Source organism: Sphingobium sp. MP9-4, from assembly GCF_005281675.1.
Taxonomy (GTDB): Bacteria; Pseudomonadota; Alphaproteobacteria; order Sphingomonadales; family Sphingomonadaceae; genus Sphingobium; species Sphingobium yanoikuyae.
The window spans coordinates 45216-62034 of the sequence record NZ_LUFI01000021.1; the positions used below are offsets into that span (position 1 = coordinate 45216).

Sequence of the window (16819 nt, forward strand, 5' to 3'; positions counted from 1 at the left end):
TTGGACGATCAACGTGGCGGCGCGAAATCCAGCACCAGTTCCTGTGCATCGGCCACGCTGGAGAGGGTGCCGCCATGCGCGGCCATGATGCGGGCGACGATCGCCAGCCCCAGCCCGGCGCCTTCGCTGCTGGCATGATCCGCGCGGCGATGGCGCTGGACCAGTTCGGCCAGCCGCTCGGGCGTCAACCCAGCGCCGCCGTCCTTCACCCGCAAGCGCGGGCCGGGGCCAGCGATCACCGTGACGGCGCCACCGGGCGGCGTCACCCGCAGCGCATTTTCGACGAGGTTGCGCAGCGCCGCCGCGACCGTCTCGCGCTGTCCCATGATCGGCGCGACATCGCCGACGCGGGTCAGCGACAGGCTCTTGTCGGCCGCAATCGCGCCGGGCGCCATCAGGCTGACGATGTCGGCGCCGACATCCTCCAGCCGGACGCTGTCGCGGATCGACTGGGCCACGCTCTGCGCCTCGACCCGCGCGAGCAGCATCAACTGGTCGATCAGCCGGCGCATCGCGATCACCTCGGCGCGCAGACGGGGCGCGTCGGGATGGTCGAGCCCGTCCAGTTCCAGCGCCAGCACGGCGAGCGGCGTGCGCAGTTCATGTGCGACATCGGCGGCGAACGCTTCATGGTCGCGCGCCGCCTGGTCGAGTTGGCCGAGCAGGCGATTGACCGCCTGGGCGAAGGGCACGGCCTCGGTCGGGAAGGCGGCATGATCGATCAGCACGCCGCGCTGATGACGTTCGGCCACCTGCAACTGAGCGACCGCCTCCCCCAATGGCGCCAGCGCCTTTCGGATCACCATCAGGCTGGCCATGCCCATCGGGATGATCAGCACCAGGATCGGCAGGATCACATGCTCGAACAATTCGCGGAAGGCATGGCGGGCGGCCGCCGGGTCGCCCAGCGCGGTGAAGCTTTGCCGATGTTCGTTGATGATGAAGACCAGCAGCAGCGTGGTGCCGATGAAGCCCACGATCGACAGGCCGATGAAGAGGCGACGGGCGATCGAGCGACGCGGGGTCATGCCGCCGGCTCCCGCAGCATATAGCCGACGCCGCGCACGGTATGGAGCATGCCGCGCGCGCCAGCCTCCTCCAACTTGCGGCGCAGGCGCGATACCGTGGCCTCGACCGCATTGGGGGTGACAGGTTCGGCAAAGGAATAGAGCGCGCTTTCGATGCTTTCCCGGCGGACCACGGCGCCGGCCTGGCGCAGCAGCAGTTCCAGCAAGTCGGTCTCGCGGCGCGACAGATCGATCGCCTGTCCAGCACACAGCGTCATACGCCGCGCCGAATCGACCAGCAGCGGACCGAAGCGCAATTCGGTCTGGGCACGCGGCCCCGGACGGCGCATCAGCGCGCGGATGCGGGCGGCGATCTCGTCCACCTCGGCGGGCTTTACCACATAATCGTCGGCGCCGGCATCGAGGCCGGTGATCCGATCCTCCAGCGCGTCGCGCGCGGTCAGGATCAGCGCCGGCTGCATGAAGCCAGCCCGGCGCATGCCGCGCAGCCAAGTGATGCCATCGCCATCGGGCAGTCCCCGGTCGACAATTAGTACATCATGAACTTCCGCTGCGACGGCCTCTGTCGCAATGATCAGAGTTTCGGCATGGTCGCAATGGAACCCCCGCCGCTCGAGGCCGGCAATCAGCAATCCGGCCAGTCGACTATTGTCCTCAATCAGCAAGAGACGCATGATGAGTCTCATCCCGTTTCATCCATGGTGGATCAACAGATTTCTCTGGAAGTCGCCAAGTTTCTTGGCCCTCGCCGCCTTCTCCTGCTCATCCTTCGGCGTGAAACGGTCGGCATAGCAGACGCTGGTCCCTACCTCGCCCTTGCGGACATTGCCGCCCAGCGCCTGCGCCTGCCGATAGGCGATCCAGCGCTGCGCGCCATAGCCCCGCTCGAACAGACGGTCCAACAGGATCAGGATATTGATGCCTGAATAGCAGCGGCCTGTTGCCGCATTGCGGAGAAGCCCCGTGACAGTGAGGCTCGTGTCCCAAGGCTGCACCCATGGCAGCCGTCCCTCTTCCAGCTGTGCGATGATATGCTGCGTCACATCGTCATAGAGCGATCCATTACCCGTACCCATGTCCTTTCTCCTGCCTCTCCAGCACCGGCCGCCGGAATGGCGGGGATGGGCGGCAAGGAGCCGCACGGCAGGCCCGTGCCCATAGGGCGGGCTGCACCCGCAGGGCCGCAACGCAAGAGAAGGAGCCGGTGCAGCCGCGCTGGCAGCAGCCAGCAGCCCAAAAGGCTGCAATGCGTCAGCGACCGACCTATATGGGACGAGTTAGGCAAAGCCGTCTCGGAGGCGCCAGGGCGCCATAGGGCGTGGTCCGCCAGAGGCGGAGACGCCAAAAATAAAGATCCCATCGACAGAAAAATATGACATGATTCAAATATTTTCACGAACCTCATGAACATTACAGAAAGATAAATTCAGAGTTTTAAAACATTTTAATTTTATGATTGCCAGAGATGTACGTGTAAATTGTCGTGACTGCAGTTGAATATATTTGAAATAGTATATTTGATTTTAACTGATTTTATCCCGGCTATTAATTCCACCGCCATGCCAATACAATCAGTGAATTGTTGATAAATAGGAAATAATTGCAAAGGACATGGCGACATCAATTGCGCGTGACCTGCCCCAGCGTGAGCATCACCACACTGTGCTCGGGCAATGTCACGGTCAGAGCGCCTTGCGAGAGGGTCGCGCCACTGAACGGGACAGGCCTCACCACATCGGGCGATCCGAAATCATTGTGCGACTGGACACTCGGCGCGGTCAGGATACGCCCCTCGACCATAGAGGCGGTTACCCCCTCCAGTTTCGCGGTCACTGTCATCGGTCGATTGGGGTCGGTGTTGGTAAGGGCGATATGCACAATGCCTGCGCTGTCGCGCACCGCCGCTGCGCTGAGCGCAGGCATCGCCCATTGATCCCTGCTGTACCAGGGGGATGCCAATTCCAGGGGCAGGAAGGTCGCATCCTGGAAGGGCTTGTACATGTCGAACACATGATAGGTGGGCGTCATCACCATCTTGTCGTCGCGGGTCAGGATCATGGCCTGGAGCACATTCACCATCTGGGCGATGTTGGTCATGCGCACCCGGTCGGCATGGCGGGCGAACAGGTTGATGTTGAGCGCGGCGATGATCGCATCGCGCATACTATTCTGCTGATAGAGGAATCCGGGATTGGTGCCGGGTTCAACATCGGTCCAGATGCCCCATTCGTCCACCGCCAGGTTGACGCGCTTTTCGGGATCATATTTGTCCATGATCGCGCCATGCTTTTCCAGCAGTTCCTCCATGACCAGGGTGCTGGCAAGCGTGCGGGCATAGTCCGTTTCGGTGAATTGGGTCGCCGATCCCTTCACCTTGCCGCGCGTGGGATGGGTGTAATAATGCAGGCCAATGCCATCGATCGACTTGCCTGCAACGCGCATCATCACATCGGTCCAATCATAGTCGCGGCTGTTTGCCCCGCTCGCGATCTTGAGGATTTTCACGCCATATGGCGCCTTCACGAAAGTTGCGTAACGGCGTGTGATGTCAGCCGCATATTCGGCGCGCATGTTGCCGCCGCACCCCCATAGCTCGTTCCCGATGCCGAACATGGGAAGTTTCCAGGGCTTCTTGCGGCCGTTCTTAGCGCGCTCCTGCGCCAGCGTCCCGGCCGGTGCGGTCATATATTCCACCCACTCCGCCATTTCCGCCGGCGATCCATTGCCGACATTGCCCGACACATAGGCTTCCGCACCGATCAGTTCGGCGAAATCCATGAACTCGTGCGTGCCAAAGCTGTTGGGTTCAGCAACGCCGCCCCAATGGGTGTTGATCTTGACCGGACGCTTGCCGCGCGGGCCGACCCCCTCGCGCCAATGATATTCGTCGGCAAAGCAGCCTCCCGGCCAGCGGACCAGGGGCACCGACAATGCCTTGAGCGCCGCGACGACATCATTGCGATAGCCGCGCGTGTTCGGAATTTTCGATTCCGGCCCGACCCAGATACCGCCATAAATGCCATAACCCAGATGTTCGGCAAATTGGCTGAAGATCCGACGATCGACCCTCGCTCCAGGCTTGTCTGAATGCAGCGTAACGGTCGCGGCGGGCATCGCGGTTTCCTGCGCCGTCACCTGTCCACCGGACGTCAGGATCGTCGCTGCAAGCAGCGCGATGGACACCAACAAACGCTTCTTCATTACCCCTCTCCCAATCCTGCGCCTCTCACGCCTTTCTGAGCGGCTCCACGATCGCGGCGATGTCGCGGTCACCTTCGCCAACCAGATCCGCGTCGATGAAGCGCTGCCGTGCGGCCTGCGCAATGGCGGAAACAATCCCTACATCAGCCAGCGCCTGCGCCGCATAGCCCAGATCCTTTGCCATCAACGGGACCACGAAATGCGGGGCATAATCGCGATCGAGCATCCGACGGCCCACCCCCTTCACCATCGGACTGGCGGGGGCACCGTCAAAGAGGATGGACATGGCCTGCTCGATGTCCAGTCCATGTTTCTCGAACAGGGCGATGGCTTCGGCCAGGCTGGCCGCCTGCACGCCGCACAGGTAATTATTGGCAAGCTTGACCGTAGCGGCGCTGCCGACAGGTCCGAGATGGACAAGCGCCCCGCCCATGGCATCGAAGGCTGGGCGAGCGAGTTCGATCGCCTCCGCGTCACCGCCGACGAGGAAGCGGAGCGTACCCTGTGCCGCCTGATCCCGGCTGCCGGTCACCGGCGCTTCCAGGAAGCGCACGCCTCGGGCGACCGCTTGGCGGGCAAGGTCGAATACCCAGTCGCCGGTCAGGGTGCTGGATTCGATCGCGATCGCGCCGGCCTTCATGGCGGCAAGTGCGCCATCCTCGCCGGTCCAAACGGTTTTCGACACATCGTCATTGGCCAGCATGGCGATGACGATGTCGGCATGTTGCACCGCATCCGCCGGCGTCGCGGCCACGCGTCCGCCAGCCGCGCGCAACGCCTCGGCCTTGCCTGCGCTGCGGTTCCACATAGTCAGGTCGAAGCCGGCCGCCAGCAACTGGCGCGCCATGCCCCCCCCCATGATGCCCAGCCCCAATATTGCAATCTTCATCATCCGATCACCTTGAAACGCGAGAGTGCAGCTTCGTCGATTTCGAGCCCCAGACCCGGGAGATTATCGTCGAGATCGATATGGCCATCGACCGCCTGGGGCTCGCCCTTGAAGATGTACCAAAAGAGCTCGTTGCCCACCTCCACATCGACCATCGGGAAATATTCGGCGATGGGGCTGTTGAGGCTCGCCATCACCACATGATAATTGTGCATCTGGCCGGCATGGGGCACGACGGGGATGGAATAGGCTTCTGCCAGCGCCTGTATCTTGCGGGCAGCGGTGATGCCGCCGACGCGGTTGGTGTCGAACTGGAAGTAGTCGAGCGATTTCGCCTCGATCATCTGGCGGAAGCCATAGCTGGTAAAATCATGCTCGCCCGCCGCGATCGGCGTCGTGCCGAACCGGCGCAGTTCATGATAGCCGTTGATATCGTCGGGGATGATCGCCTCCTCCAGCCAGCGCAGGTTGAAGGGTTCGATGAGGCGCATCATGCGCTTCGCATAGTCGAGGCTCCAGCCCATATAGGCGTCCGCCATGATGTCGATTTCGTCACCCACCGTTTCGCGCACGGTGCGGATCAGTTCGACATTGCGTGCCATGCCCTCCGCCCCGTCGATCGGCCCCCAGCCGAAACGCAGCTTCATCGCCTTGTAGCCCTGCGCCTTGTAGGCGGCGGCTTCCTGCGCCAGTTCGTCGAGCGGGATCGAGTAGAGGCGGCTCGCATAGACCGGAATCTTTGCCTTGGTCCGGCCGCCCAGCAGGCGGAAGACGGGCTGTTTCGCCGCCTTACCCATCAGATCCCAGATCGCGATGTCGAGCGCGGAAATCGCAACCAGCGCCACGCCCTTGCGCCCGAACGCCATGGTCTTGCGATACATATGCTGCCACAGAAACTCGCTGTCCCACGGATCCTGGCCGATCAACAAGGGGGCAAGATACTGGTCGATCAGTTGCTTGGTCACGAACGGCGCGAGCGCGGCATTGCCGATCCCGACCAGCCCCTGGTCGGTGAAGATTTCGACAATCAGCCAGCCATGGAAGGTGAAGGTGCCCATGGTTTCGGGCGACAGCATTGGCGACACCATATCCATGGGATTGGTGCAGAAGTGCGGCGGCAGCGGCACGGTTTCGCCTTCCCACTGGACGACGCGGGTGCGGATTTCGGTGATTTTCAAGGGACGACCTTTCGAGTGAAGCTGAGAGGCGAAATGCGAGGAATCGAGCGGCAGATCAGCGCAAAGGCGATCAGGTGCAGGGTGGCAGCAACGGTCAGCACCGGCGCGTAGCCAAGCCCGGCGTCGAGTGCCCAGCCAGCCGCCTGACCCATGACGATGCCACCAAAGGCGCCACCAAGGCCGACCAGCCCGGCAAGACGTCCCAGGGCGCTGCGCGGCGCAAGGTCGGTCGGCAGGGTCATGACGAGGGTCGACCAGCTTTGCTGCCCGAAGAAGGCGAGGCTGAAGATGCCAATGACCGCTGCGACCGAGGCAGTCGCGGGCGCCAGCATGACCCAGGGCATGCAGGCGGCGCTCAGGCCCAGAGCGATCTTGCGGGCGGCATCGACCGAACGGCCGGCGGAAAGAAGGCGGCTGGAGAGCCAGCCACCGCACAGACTGCCGACACCCGATGCCGCATAGGGAATCCAGCCGATGGTCGCCGCCTGTTTCAGGTCGAAGCCATGCGCCTCGAACAGATATTTGGGCAGCCAGAAGAGGTAGAAATACCAGGCGCCGTCGCTCAGGAACTTGGCGCCGACAAGGCCACGCACTTCACGGCGGGCAAGGAGCATGGCCACGGTCGGCGCCAGTCCGGCGTCCTCGCCTGCGGAGACGACGTCCCCGGCGGGCGTGCGATAGGTCAGGAACCACCAGAGCGCCCAGGCGAGGCCGAACCCGCCGGTGATGAAGAAAACCCACCGCCAGCTCGACAGATCGAACCAGTGCCCGTAGGCTAGAATGCCCGCGATTAAGGGCGGTGCGACGACGGCGCCCACTGCCGTCCCGGCATTGACGAGGCCCATGGCGGCCGCGCGGCGTTCAGGCGGAAACCATTCGGCAATGGCGCGGGTGGCGGCGGGGAAGCCCCCGCCCTCCCCTATGCCGAGCAGCAGCCGGCTGACCACCAGCGCGGCGATGCCGCCCGCCACGCCATGGCTGGCGCACGCCAGCGACCAGAAGATCATGATCGCCAGAAAGCCGCGCCGCGTTCCCACTCGATCCAGCAGCCAGCCGCCACCCAGATACATGAGGCCGTAGGTGGCGAGGAAGGCGGAATCGAGAACGGCCTTGGTCTGGTTGCCGATGGGGATGTCGGCTTCGATATATTTGATCGCCCAGGGAAGCGTCTGGCGATCAAGGTAGGAGATGGCGATGGCGACGGTGATCATCGCCGCAATCGCCCAGCGTTCCCGGTACGGCTCCGATGCGGCCACAACGGCCATCCTATTGCGCGTCCAGGATCAGCAGGGCGACACCCTGGCGCGGAAGCGCAAGATCGATGCTGGCCGCGCCACGTGGGCCGGCGACAGCGACCGTCTCCGCCTTCATGACCGACGCGGCCTCCAACTGCGCATATTGATCCTGATCGGGCGACTGGGGCGAGCCCATCTTCTTCCAGGCGGCAAAGGCATTGGCATGATCGCCATCCACTCGCCACAGCGTCGCCGAGGACGGCGCAGCCTTCAGTCCCTTCAAGCCGATCTTCAGCTGCGCATCCGGCCCAGCGACATCATCGTCATGATAATGCCAGAGTAGCAAGGCCGCCTTGCCGTCCGCTGTGCGGGTGGCGATCGACCCAATATCGGCATCACCCTGGATGCCCTTCGTCATCGCCTGATCGAGCGGGATCTGCGCGCTGTTGACGGTTGAGAGCTTCGTTTCGCCAAGCTGCGCAAACATGCGGAAGACATTGAGAACCGGCAAGTCGACGCCATTGGTCGAGAGCTGGCGATAACCTGCGAACCAGGGCTGATCCTCGAACTCGAACGACCAGGACAGGACACCTTCCAGATTGACCTTTCTCCGTTCCGCCAATTCCCAGATGCGCGCGAAGCTGGCGGCGGTGTAGCTCGAATACATGGTGCCATTGCGATAGTCGTTTTGCGGTCCCGGACAGGCCGCGCAGCCTTCGGGATCGCTTTCGCCGATCACCACCGGCTTCCCGGCCAGCGACGGGATCGACAGCACTTTGGTAAAGCCGCGATCCGCTTCCCGCAAATGGGTCGCGATCCCCATGCGGACATGGCCATCGACAAATTCCGGCCGGCCCTTGGCATGGAAGGACAGGAAGTCGGTGGGCGTCCCGGTCTGGCCGGTCACATAATTCTTGCCGGACGACACATGCTTCAGGAAGCCGTCCATGAAAGCGCCGCCAGCGCCCGCAACGTCCGGACCACCGACCCGCGCGGTTGGCAGCGCGCGGCGCACCGCGCTGATCGCATAGTCATGCAGCTTGTAGAATTCCTCTGGCGAAGCGGTCCAGTAGAAGGGCGAGTTCGGCTCGTTCCAGACCTCGAAATACCATTTCTCGACCTCGGCCTTGCCGTATTTCTCGATATTGTGGAGCGTCCATTGATAGACCAGTTCCGCCCATTTCTCGTAATCCTTGGGGGGATAGGTCCAGCCGGTCGCGATCAGCTTGTAATCGAACCCGGGCCGCCAGCTATGCTGATAGGGCGTGCCGGCCGGCGCGGCTGACATGGCTTCGGGCATGAAGCCGATCTGCAGATAGGGCCGAACGCCGCGTGCCAGATAGGTGTCGATGATGCCGTCCACGACTTTCCAGTCATAGACCGGCTTGCCGTCCCTGGTTTCGGTATAGGCGTTGCTGCTGCCCCATTTGAAGGCGGCGGTGCCATCGCCGCTGCTCAACAGGTTATGGGCACGGAAATAGATCTCACCCTTCTTCAGTTCGCCCAGTTCGAGCAGCAATTTCCGGCCGTCCTTCATGGTCGCATAATTGGGCTCGTCCGCGCCGAAGAAGCGCCAGACGGGCGGCAGCTTGCCTGCTGGCTTGGCCGCGTCCACGCTGATCGCGACCTGCCGGGCCGGCGCTGTCTGGGCATGGGCCAGTTGCGGCAGCGCCAGCAGCACCGACAGGGACGCGATCACTCGGGAAATGGTCATGGAACATCCTCTCGATATGGGCTTGTTCAAAGCTTTGCCCGGAAACCAAGGGCGAAGGTGCGCGTGTAGAGAACGGTATCGCGCGGATAGAGATTGGGGTCGTTGAACGAGGTTTGATAGAGATTTTTCAGAATGTTGGTCGCGTCGAACACGACCGTAAACTGGGGATTGATCTCGTAGGACAAAGACAGGTCCAGATTGCTGATCGCGCCGTTCGTGATGAAACTGGGATTGACCCCGGTAAAATGCAGGCCGGCATTATATTTGTCGCGCCAGACATAGGAGGCCCGCCCGGAAAAGCCGCCCTTTTCATAGATGAAGGTGGCGGTGCCGGAATATTTGGACACATTCTGGAAGGGGATGTCCATATAGCCGGTGACGCCGGGCAGCGGCGAGAGCGCCTTGTTGTTGCCATCGATATAGGTGCCGTTGGCGCTGATGCCGATGCCGTCCAGCCACTGGGGCAGTCCCTTGGGGAAGAAGGTGAAGCCGCCCTCAATTCCCTGCAGGCGTCCCGAACCGGAATTTTCCGGGCGGGTGATCTGATAGACGCCATTGTCGGCGCCCAGATAATCGATGTCGAAATTGCTGGTAACCGACTGGATGAAGCCCTTGACGTCGCGACGGAAGATCGTGGCGGTGATCGAGCTGGAACGGTCGATATACCATTCGAGCGACAGGTCGTAATTGTCGGAGCGGATCGGTTTCAGATCGGCGTTGCCGCTCGTTCCCCGGCCGAACGGTTGCTGACCGGGTACCGGTGGCGTCAAAGTGAGCGCCGGATTGAGCTGTGTGAAGCTCGGGCGCGTGATCGTCTTGCTGGCAGCGAAGCGCAGGAAGAGATTGTCCTTTAGCTTGTAGCGCAGCGCCAGGCTGGGCAACACATCCGTGCTCTTGTTCCGGATCGTGACGGGTGAGGTGGCGCCGCGCAGAACCAGGAAGGCATTGGATGTGATGTCGGTGCGGATCACGCGCACGCCGACCTGCCCGTCCAGTTGTCCGACCTCGATATTGGCCTGGCCATAGCCGGCCTGGTTTTTCTCCTTGATGTCGAAATGCTGGGTATCCTGGAAAGCCGGATCGCCGGGCGCGAGACCGAATAATTGCCGCAGCGATCCGATATTGTTCAGCAGATAGTCGGTGCCCGGCGTTGCCCATTGCTCCACGAACTTGCCGGTTCCCGTATCGAATCCGCCAGGTGTCACCGTCATCAGCCCCGGCAGGCTGGCCGCCTTGACAGCATAGCATTTGACCGAAACCGCCGGACCGCAATTCACGGTCTGGGTGAAACTGTCCGACTGCGCATCGCGCTGGCTGATCCGAAGGCCCGTATCCAGCCCGGAAAAGATCAGGAAAGGCGCGCGGTAGGAGAGATCGCCCCGCCAGGCCCATTCCCTGCCGTCGCCGATCGTGCGCGTGGTGGACAGGCGAGACAGATAATAGCGGTCCGGATCGGCAATGTCGTCATTGGGCAGGGAGAAATAGGGGGTGCCCGATCCATCATTGAAGACGGCATCGGTGCGGGACGCGATGAAGTCGACGTCCAGATTATTGCCGACATCGGTGGTCTTAGACCTTGTGTAGGACAGTTCCGTCGCGGCCTTCCAGTCGTTGGCCTCCCAATCCGCACCGATCGCCCCTTGCCAGCGATCCGCCTTGTTTCGGTAGGCCGTGCCGAAATTGGCGACACGCCCGCCGCTGATGCTGAGCGATTCTACCAGCTTGGTATCGCCCACGAATGCGAGCGGCGAGCGCAATGTGCCATTCATCGACGTGAAATTCTGATTGCCGTTGCCGCGTTCGCGATAGCCGTAGAAAAGGCCGTCGGCATGAATGGTCAGGCGATCATCCGGCGCCCATTGCAGCGTGGCATTGACGGCCGGGCGGGTCCGGGTGCCGATCCGATCGAAGGCACCGATAACGTCGGTCCGAAACACGGCAGGGTCATTTGCGCCGTTACCGCGCGGGTCGAGCGGGACGCCCGGGGTGTAGGGCGCGCGGCTATTGTCGAGATTATAGCCGAAATATCCGCCGCTATAGACCGTGAAGTCGCGATAGCGGGTCTTGTGGTAGGAGACGCTCACCAATGCGCCAATCTCGCCGATGCCGGTCGACCAGCGATTGCTGATGAGCGCGCTGGCATAGGGATCGATCGTATCGGGCTGCTCGCTATAGACTTCGCGTCCGGCCAGCGCGACTTCCAGCCCCTTGAAGTCGAAGGGCCGGCGGGTGCGCACGTTGATGAGCCCGGCAATGCCGCCTTCCAGTTGATCGGCGGAACGCGATTTGTAGACGTCGACGCCGGCAACCAGGTCTGCCGGCACATCGGCCAGCGACAGGGAACGGCCGGTGGTACTGAAGATGTTGCGGCCGTTGACCAATGTCACGACGTCGGGAAGGCCACGGATCAGCACGGTCGCGGATTCGCCGCGCGCGCGGGGCGAAACCTGGATGCCGGGCACGCGCTGAAGCGCCTCGACCACATTGTTGTCGGGTAGCTTGCCGATATCCTCGGCAACGACAGAATCCACCAACTGCTGCGCATTGCGCTTGATGTTTTGTGCCGACGAAAGGCTGGCTCGCATGCCGGTGACGATGATGTCGACATCGCTCACGCCCGTCCCGCTCGCCTCCGCATCACCCTGTGCCACGGCCTCTTGCGCCGCCAGCAACGCGACCAATGAGATGGACAGCTTCATAGCACCTTTCATCACAGCAATCCCTCCGAGTCATTTTTATTTCTCATACTAGATTATGCGAATTAAAGGCGGTTTCAAGCGATATTTTGACGGAGTAATAGGGATATGTCGAAAATTTTCTATTTTTCCTCATACCAGTTCTGGCAAATGTCGGATCAGGCTTGACGATCGCAGCCGCAAATCGGACGAGAACCTATGACGCAAGCAGATGAGCACCCACTGTCCCGCCCCGCCAGCCAGCCCCAGCGCGCCGTGCACGACAGGATCGCGCATGACCTGGGCATCGCCATCGTGGGCGGCCGCTATCAGCCGGGAGACATATTGCCAGGCGAGGAGCGTTATAGCGCCGAACAGGGCATCTCGCGGACCGCCTATCGTGAGGCGGTCCGCGTCTTGTCAGCCAAGGGGCTGGTCCATAGCCGGACGAAGAGCGGCACGCGCATCAACGACCGGCTTCGCTGGAACATGCTGGACCTGGACGTTCTTGCATGGATGTTCGAAGCCGGACCCACGCCCGAGTTTCTCCGCGACATCTTCGAATTGCGTATCGTAGTGGAGCCGGCCGCGGCCCAGTTTGCAGCGCTGCGCCGTGATACGCAGGACATTTCACGCATGGGTCATGCGCTCGAGGAAATGCGGCGCTGCGGACTCCAGACGATGGAGGGACGCGCAGCCGACCAGAATTTTCACCGCCAGATCCTGCTCGCAACCCGCAATGAATCCCTCATCACGCTCGCGACATCGGTCACGGCGGTAGTTGCCTGGACCACGCGCTTTGCGCGCGATGAGCGCCAGGAGTCGCGCGATCCGATGCCCGACCATGACGCCGTTTTCGACGCGATCATGCGAGGAGACGGTGAGGATGCACGTTCGAAAATGCTGCTGCTGATCGGCAATGCATCGAGCGATGCCGGCATGCTGTGAACGAGAAAAACTATTTCTCATACCAGATATTGCAGTATCCGGCAGCAGACCGAACGGAACAACCCGCGCCGTTCACCCCACCTGACACAGCGCTCGCGCTTCGAGCGCGCCCAGCCCCTTCTATATCCGGACGCCCGACATGAGCTGCCCCAGATCGCTTCCCGCGGGCCGCTGGAACAGGCGCAGCCCGAATTCGGGCAGGATCGCGATCAGATGGTCGAAAATATCGGCCTGTATGCCTTCATATTCGGCCCAGACGATGCTGTTGGCGAAGGCGTAGATTTCCAGCGGCAGTCCATGTTCGCTGGGCGCCAGTTGGCGCACCAACAGGGTCTGGTCGGGCCGGATATTGGGATGCGCGCGCAGATAGGCCAGCACATAGGCGCGAAAGGTGCCGATATTGGTCAAGCGCCGGCCATCCAGCCTGTTGTCCGCCGCATGGTCCCCATTCCAGCGTGACAGGTCATGCTGCTTGTCATGCAGATAGGTTCGGAGCAGGCCGAAGCGTGCGACGGCATCAAACCCTGCCTCATCGAGAAAGCCGACACTGTTCTGGTCGATCACCAGCGCCCGCATGATCCGGCGGCCGCCCGATTCCTGCATCCCGCGCCAGTTGCGAAAACTCTCGCTGATCAGCCTGTGCGTCGGGATGGTGGTGATGGTGCGATCGAAATTCTGGACCTTCACCGTATGCAGCGCGATATCGATAACATCGCCATTGGCGTCGAGCTGCGGCATCTCGATCCAGTCGCCGACCCGGATCATGTCGTTGGAGCCGATCTGGACGGATGCGACCAGCGACAGGATCGTGTCCTTGAACACCAGCATCAGCACGGCCGCCATCGCCCCCAGCCCCGACAATAGCAGCAAGGGCGACTGGTCCATTAGCGCCGCGATCATCAGGATGCTCGCCGCGCCATAGACCAGCAGCTTGGCCACCTGCACATAGCCCTTGATCGGCCGGTTCGCGGCATCGGGGCGGCGCTGATACAGGTCGTTGCCGAGCGTCAGCAGGCCGCTCAAGGCGATGGCCAGCGTCAGGATGATGAAGGCGGCGCACAGGCTGGCGATGAAGCCGGCGAGCCTGACCGGCAGATGCGGGACGGCGGCGACGCCCGACTGGATGATGAGCGCCGGCACGATGTTGGACAGGCGCGCGACGACGGCACCAATATGCGCGGCCTCGACCCGGAACGGCAGATGATCGATCAGTCGCAGCAACAGGGTCAGGACGATACGCTTGGCCACCCAGTTGGCCGCCCAGGCGAATGCGCCAAGCAGCAGCAATCCCGTCATGGCCTGCAACCAGACATTCTCAACATAGCCGCGGGTCAGGATCTGGAGGCTGTCCGACGCGATATAGAGCTGGCTGATCATGCTGCACGCTCCCGTGTAAACGGATCGTCATGGAGCGACTGGCCTGCCGTTTCCGGCATGAAGCGGAGCGCAATCAGGCCGATGATGCAGGCCGCCATCATGTAGAAGGCCGGCATGAGTTCATTGCCGGTCGCGCCGATCAGCGCGCTGCCGATCGCCGGCGCCGTGCCGCCGAACAGCGAGGTCGACAGATTATAGGCGATCGCGAAGCCGGCGAAGCGTGCGATGGTGGGGAACAGCGCCGGGAAGGTCGCCGAAATCGTCGCCAGTTGCGGCACATAGAGCAGGCCGAGCAGGACGAAGCCGATGATCGCGCCGGCCAGGCCCGTCGCCATCAGCATGTAGAGCGGCACCACCGCGACCAGCAGGCCAATGAGCGACAGCCGCCACATCGGCCGCCGCCCGATCCGATCGGACATATGGCCGGCGATCGGCAGGAAGACCATCATGAAGAGCATGCCGATGATCGGCACCACCAGCGCCTCGTCCGGGGACAGGCCGATGCGGCGCTGCAAATAGGTCGGCATGTAGCTGAGCAGCGTATAGTTGACGACGTTGAGCGCCACGACCAGCCCGCCCACGACCAGCATCGGCCGCTTATGGTCGCGCAGCAGCCGGGAAAGGGACGGCGATCCGCTGCCTTCGGCCGCCTGCTCGCGGAAGACCGGCGTGTCCTCCATCCGCGACCGCAGATACATGCCGATGAGGCCCATGGGCGCGGCCACCAGGAAGGGAATGCGCCATCCCCAGGCGTGCATGACTGCGTCCCCCAGCAGCAGCGAAAAGCCGAGCATCAGCGCCGCACCGAAGGAGAATCCGGCAAGCGTGCCGAACTCCAGGAAACTGCCATAGAAGCCGCGTCGGGCGTCGGGCGCATATTCAGCCATGAAGGTCGCGGCGCCGCCATATTCGCCGCCAGTGGAAAATCCCTGCACCATGCGCAGGATGATGAGCAGCGCAGGCGCCGCCCAGCCAATCTGCGCATAGGAGGGGATGAGGCCGACGGCCAGCGTCGCGCCCGACATCATCAATATGGTCAGCGCCAGCACCGACTTGCGCCCCAGCCGGTCGCCCAGCGGTCCCCAGAACAGGCCACCCAATGGCCGGACGAGAAAGGAAATGGCAAAGGTCGCCAGCGCGAACAGCACTGCATCGTCCACCTCGCCGGGAAAGAGCGCGGCGGAAATATAGGTCACGCCATAGGCATAGATGCCATAGTCGAACCATTCAGTGGCATTGCCCAGCGCCGACGCGGCGATGGCCCGGCGCAAGGTGGCCTTGTCGGCCTGCACCGGGGCAACAGGGCTGGCAGGAACGGCGGAAGCGGTCATTCGGTCAGTCCGTCTACGGTATTGGGATCGAGCAGCGAGGCCACCGGCGTGGTGCGCGGCACGATCTGGAAGTCCTGCTGGTCGGGGACCGGCACGGGCGGGGTCGCCGTCTGGCGCCAGAGGCCGAAGGCCAGCGTCGCGCCGGCACACAGGGCAATGAAGAGAAAGAGGCCGCTCGTCGGCGCCAGACTCATCAGCAGGGCAGCGCCGAGCGGGCCGATCGCCGCGCCGACCGAATAGAGCAGCACCAGCCGCCCGCTCGCCGCGACCCGCTCGGTCGCGAGCAGCCGGTCGTTGCAGTGCGCGACGCAGAGCGGATAAAGCGCAAAGCTGAGGCCGCCGAACAGGGCGCCAAGCGCCAGCAGCAGCGGGCCGCCCGACACCAGCATCGCCAGCACCGTGCAGACCGCCAGCGTCGCGGCAAAGCAGCCGACGATCACCCGCCGCCGGTCGAGCCGGTCCGACAGGCGCCCCAGCGGCCATTGCAGCGCGACGCCGCCCAGGATGACAATCATCATGAAGCTGGCGGTCGCGCCAAGATCCAGCCCCAGCCGGCGCACATGCACCGCCGCCATGCCATAGAAGGCGCCCAGCATCAGCCCGGTCGCGACCGACCCGACCGTGCCAAGCGGTGACGCGGCATAAAGGGCGCGGATGGTGAAAGCCTGCGCATCGACCGGCGCGGGCGCGCTGCTGCGCGTCAGGCAGAGCGGGATGATGGCCAGGGAAATGAGGATGGAGGCGATCTGGAATGGCACCGCCGGCAACGCACCGCTGGCGCCCAGCAGCAATTGCCCGACCGCCTGCCCCGAATAGAGGGCGACCATATAGGCGGCGAGCACGCTGCCGCGCGTTTCCGCCTCTGCCCGATCGTTGAGCCAGCTTTCCAGACAGATGAACACGCCCGCGACGCAGATGCCGTCGATCAGGCGCAGGCAGGCCCAGAAGAGCGGATATTGGACCAGTGCATAGGCCAGCGTGCTGGCCGACAGCAGCGAGACGAAGGCGGCGAAGGCGCGGATATGCCCCACCTGTCGCACGATCGCCCCGGCCCGCAACGCACCCACCACAAGTCCACCGAAATAGGCGGTGGCGACCGCACCGATCGCCATCGTGCCTGCCCCTGCCCGCTCCAGCCGCAGGCCGATCAGCGTGGACAGGAAGCCGCTGCCCGCCATCAGCATGAAGATGGCGAGCAGCAGACTGCGGACGGGGTGGATCGCGGCGAACATGGGGGACAATC

At 63.0% G+C, this 16819-nt stretch carries 12 protein-coding genes and 1 pseudogene; 1 reads left to right on the forward strand and 12 read right to left on the reverse strand.

Annotation, left to right across the window (positions count from 1 at the left end):
• Nucleotides 1-8 precede the first annotated feature (8 nt).
• The 9 genes and pseudogenes from A0U87_RS05110 to A0U87_RS05150 all read right to left on the reverse strand — a co-directional run bounded on the left by A0U87_RS05110 (nucleotide 9) and on the right by A0U87_RS05150 (nucleotide 11956).
• The gene (locus tag A0U87_RS05110; protein WP_048938485.1) at nucleotides 9-1028 is read right to left on the reverse strand and encodes an ATP-binding protein; all 1020 of its coding nucleotides are present in this window, start codon (nucleotides 1026-1028) and stop codon (nucleotides 9-11) included.
• Nucleotides 1025-1702 (reverse strand): response regulator transcription factor, encoded by a 678-nt coding sequence (locus A0U87_RS05115; RefSeq protein WP_048938504.1) that lies wholly within the window; start codon nucleotides 1700-1702, stop codon nucleotides 1025-1027. The genes A0U87_RS05110 and A0U87_RS05115 overlap by 4 nt, the downstream gene beginning before the upstream one ends.
• Nucleotides 1703-1765: 63 nt before the next feature.
• Nucleotides 1766-2104, reverse strand: a pseudogene (locus A0U87_RS05120) (ArdC-like ssDNA-binding domain-containing protein); the annotation flags it as partial.
• 544 nt (nucleotides 2105-2648) lie between these two features.
• Nucleotides 2649-4142, reverse strand: a complete 1494-nt coding sequence (locus A0U87_RS05125; RefSeq protein WP_240700506.1) for an alpha-N-arabinofuranosidase — start codon at nucleotides 4140-4142, stop codon at nucleotides 2649-2651.
• 112 nt (nucleotides 4143-4254) lie between these two features.
• On the reverse strand, nucleotides 4255-5121 hold the full coding sequence (locus A0U87_RS05130; protein WP_234415729.1) for an NAD(P)-dependent oxidoreductase: 867 nt from the start codon (nucleotides 5119-5121) through the stop codon (nucleotides 4255-4257).
• The gene (locus A0U87_RS05135) at nucleotides 5118-6296 is read right to left on the reverse strand and encodes an L-rhamnonate dehydratase (RefSeq protein ID WP_137405271.1); all 1179 of its coding nucleotides are present in this window, start codon (nucleotides 6294-6296) and stop codon (nucleotides 5118-5120) included. Before A0U87_RS05135 ends, A0U87_RS05130 begins: the two co-directional genes overlap by 4 nt.
• The gene (locus A0U87_RS05140) at nucleotides 6293-7552 is read right to left on the reverse strand and encodes an MFS transporter (protein ID WP_240626726.1); all 1260 of its coding nucleotides are present in this window, start codon (nucleotides 7550-7552) and stop codon (nucleotides 6293-6295) included. Before A0U87_RS05140 ends, A0U87_RS05135 begins: the two co-directional genes overlap by 4 nt.
• 10 nt (nucleotides 7553-7562) lie before the next feature.
• Nucleotides 7563-9245, reverse strand: coding sequence for a beta-xylosidase (locus A0U87_RS05145; RefSeq protein WP_137405272.1), 1683 nt, complete (start codon nucleotides 9243-9245; stop codon nucleotides 7563-7565).
• A 26-nt stretch (nucleotides 9246-9271) separates the two neighbouring features.
• The gene (locus A0U87_RS05150) at nucleotides 9272-11956 is read right to left on the reverse strand and encodes a TonB-dependent receptor (protein ID WP_240700503.1); all 2685 of its coding nucleotides are present in this window, start codon (nucleotides 11954-11956) and stop codon (nucleotides 9272-9274) included.
• A gap of 183 nt (nucleotides 11957-12139) precedes the next feature.
• Here A0U87_RS05150 and A0U87_RS05155 point away from each other — a divergent pair, with 183 nt between their 5' ends.
• On the forward strand, nucleotides 12140-12868 hold the full coding sequence (locus A0U87_RS05155; protein ID WP_017498927.1) for a FadR/GntR family transcriptional regulator: 729 nt from the start codon (nucleotides 12140-12142) through the stop codon (nucleotides 12866-12868).
• A gap of 120 nt (nucleotides 12869-12988) precedes the next feature.
• Here A0U87_RS05155 and A0U87_RS05160 read toward each other — a convergent pair whose 3' ends face one another.
• Genes A0U87_RS05160 through A0U87_RS05170 form a run of 3 tightly spaced genes read right to left on the reverse strand, consistent with a single transcriptional unit; the run spans nucleotide 12989 to nucleotide 16808 of the window.
• Nucleotides 12989-14245: a mechanosensitive ion channel family protein gene (locus tag A0U87_RS05160; RefSeq protein WP_048938482.1), complete on the reverse strand. Its 1257-nt coding sequence runs from the start codon at nucleotides 14243-14245 to the stop codon at nucleotides 12989-12991.
• Complete coding sequence (locus A0U87_RS05165; protein ID WP_048938481.1) at nucleotides 14242-15576, reverse strand: MFS transporter; 1335 nt, start codon at nucleotides 15574-15576, stop codon at nucleotides 14242-14244. Before A0U87_RS05165 ends, A0U87_RS05160 begins: the two co-directional genes overlap by 4 nt.
• Complete coding sequence (locus A0U87_RS05170; RefSeq protein WP_037511932.1) at nucleotides 15573-16808, reverse strand: MFS transporter; 1236 nt, start codon at nucleotides 16806-16808, stop codon at nucleotides 15573-15575. Before A0U87_RS05170 ends, A0U87_RS05165 begins: the two co-directional genes overlap by 4 nt.
• Between the last annotated feature and the right edge of the window lie 11 nt (nucleotides 16809-16819).

Coding starts and splice junctions, on each gene's coding strand:
- A0U87_RS05110 (WP_048938485.1), bottom strand. CDS start 1,028: ATGACCCCGCGTCGCTCGATCGCCCGTCGCCTCTTCATCGGCCTGTCG.
- A0U87_RS05115 (WP_048938504.1), bottom strand. CDS start 1,702: ATGCGTCTCTTGCTGATTGAGGACAATAGTCGACTGGCCGGATTGCTG.
- A0U87_RS05125 (WP_240700506.1), bottom strand. CDS start 4,142: ATGCCCGCCGCGACCGTTACGCTGCATTCAGACAAGCCTGGAGCGAGG.
- A0U87_RS05130 (WP_234415729.1), bottom strand. CDS start 5,121: ATGATGAAGATTGCAATATTGGGGCTGGGCATCATGGGGGGGGGCATG.
- A0U87_RS05145 (WP_137405272.1), bottom strand. CDS start 9,245: ATGACCATTTCCCGAGTGATCGCGTCCCTGTCGGTGCTGCTGGCGCTG.
- A0U87_RS05150 (WP_240700503.1), bottom strand. CDS start 11,956: ATGAAAGGTGCTATGAAGCTGTCCATCTCATTGGTCGCGTTGCTGGCG.
- A0U87_RS05155 (WP_017498927.1), top strand. CDS start 12,140: ATGACGCAAGCAGATGAGCACCCACTGTCCCGCCCCGCCAGCCAGCCC.
- A0U87_RS05160 (WP_048938482.1), bottom strand. CDS start 14,245: ATGATCAGCCAGCTCTATATCGCGTCGGACAGCCTCCAGATCCTGACC.
- A0U87_RS05165 (WP_048938481.1), bottom strand. CDS start 15,576: ATGACCGCTTCCGCCGTTCCTGCCAGCCCTGTTGCCCCGGTGCAGGCC.
- A0U87_RS05170 (WP_037511932.1), bottom strand. CDS start 16,808: ATGTTCGCCGCGATCCACCCCGTCCGCAGTCTGCTGCTCGCCATCTTC.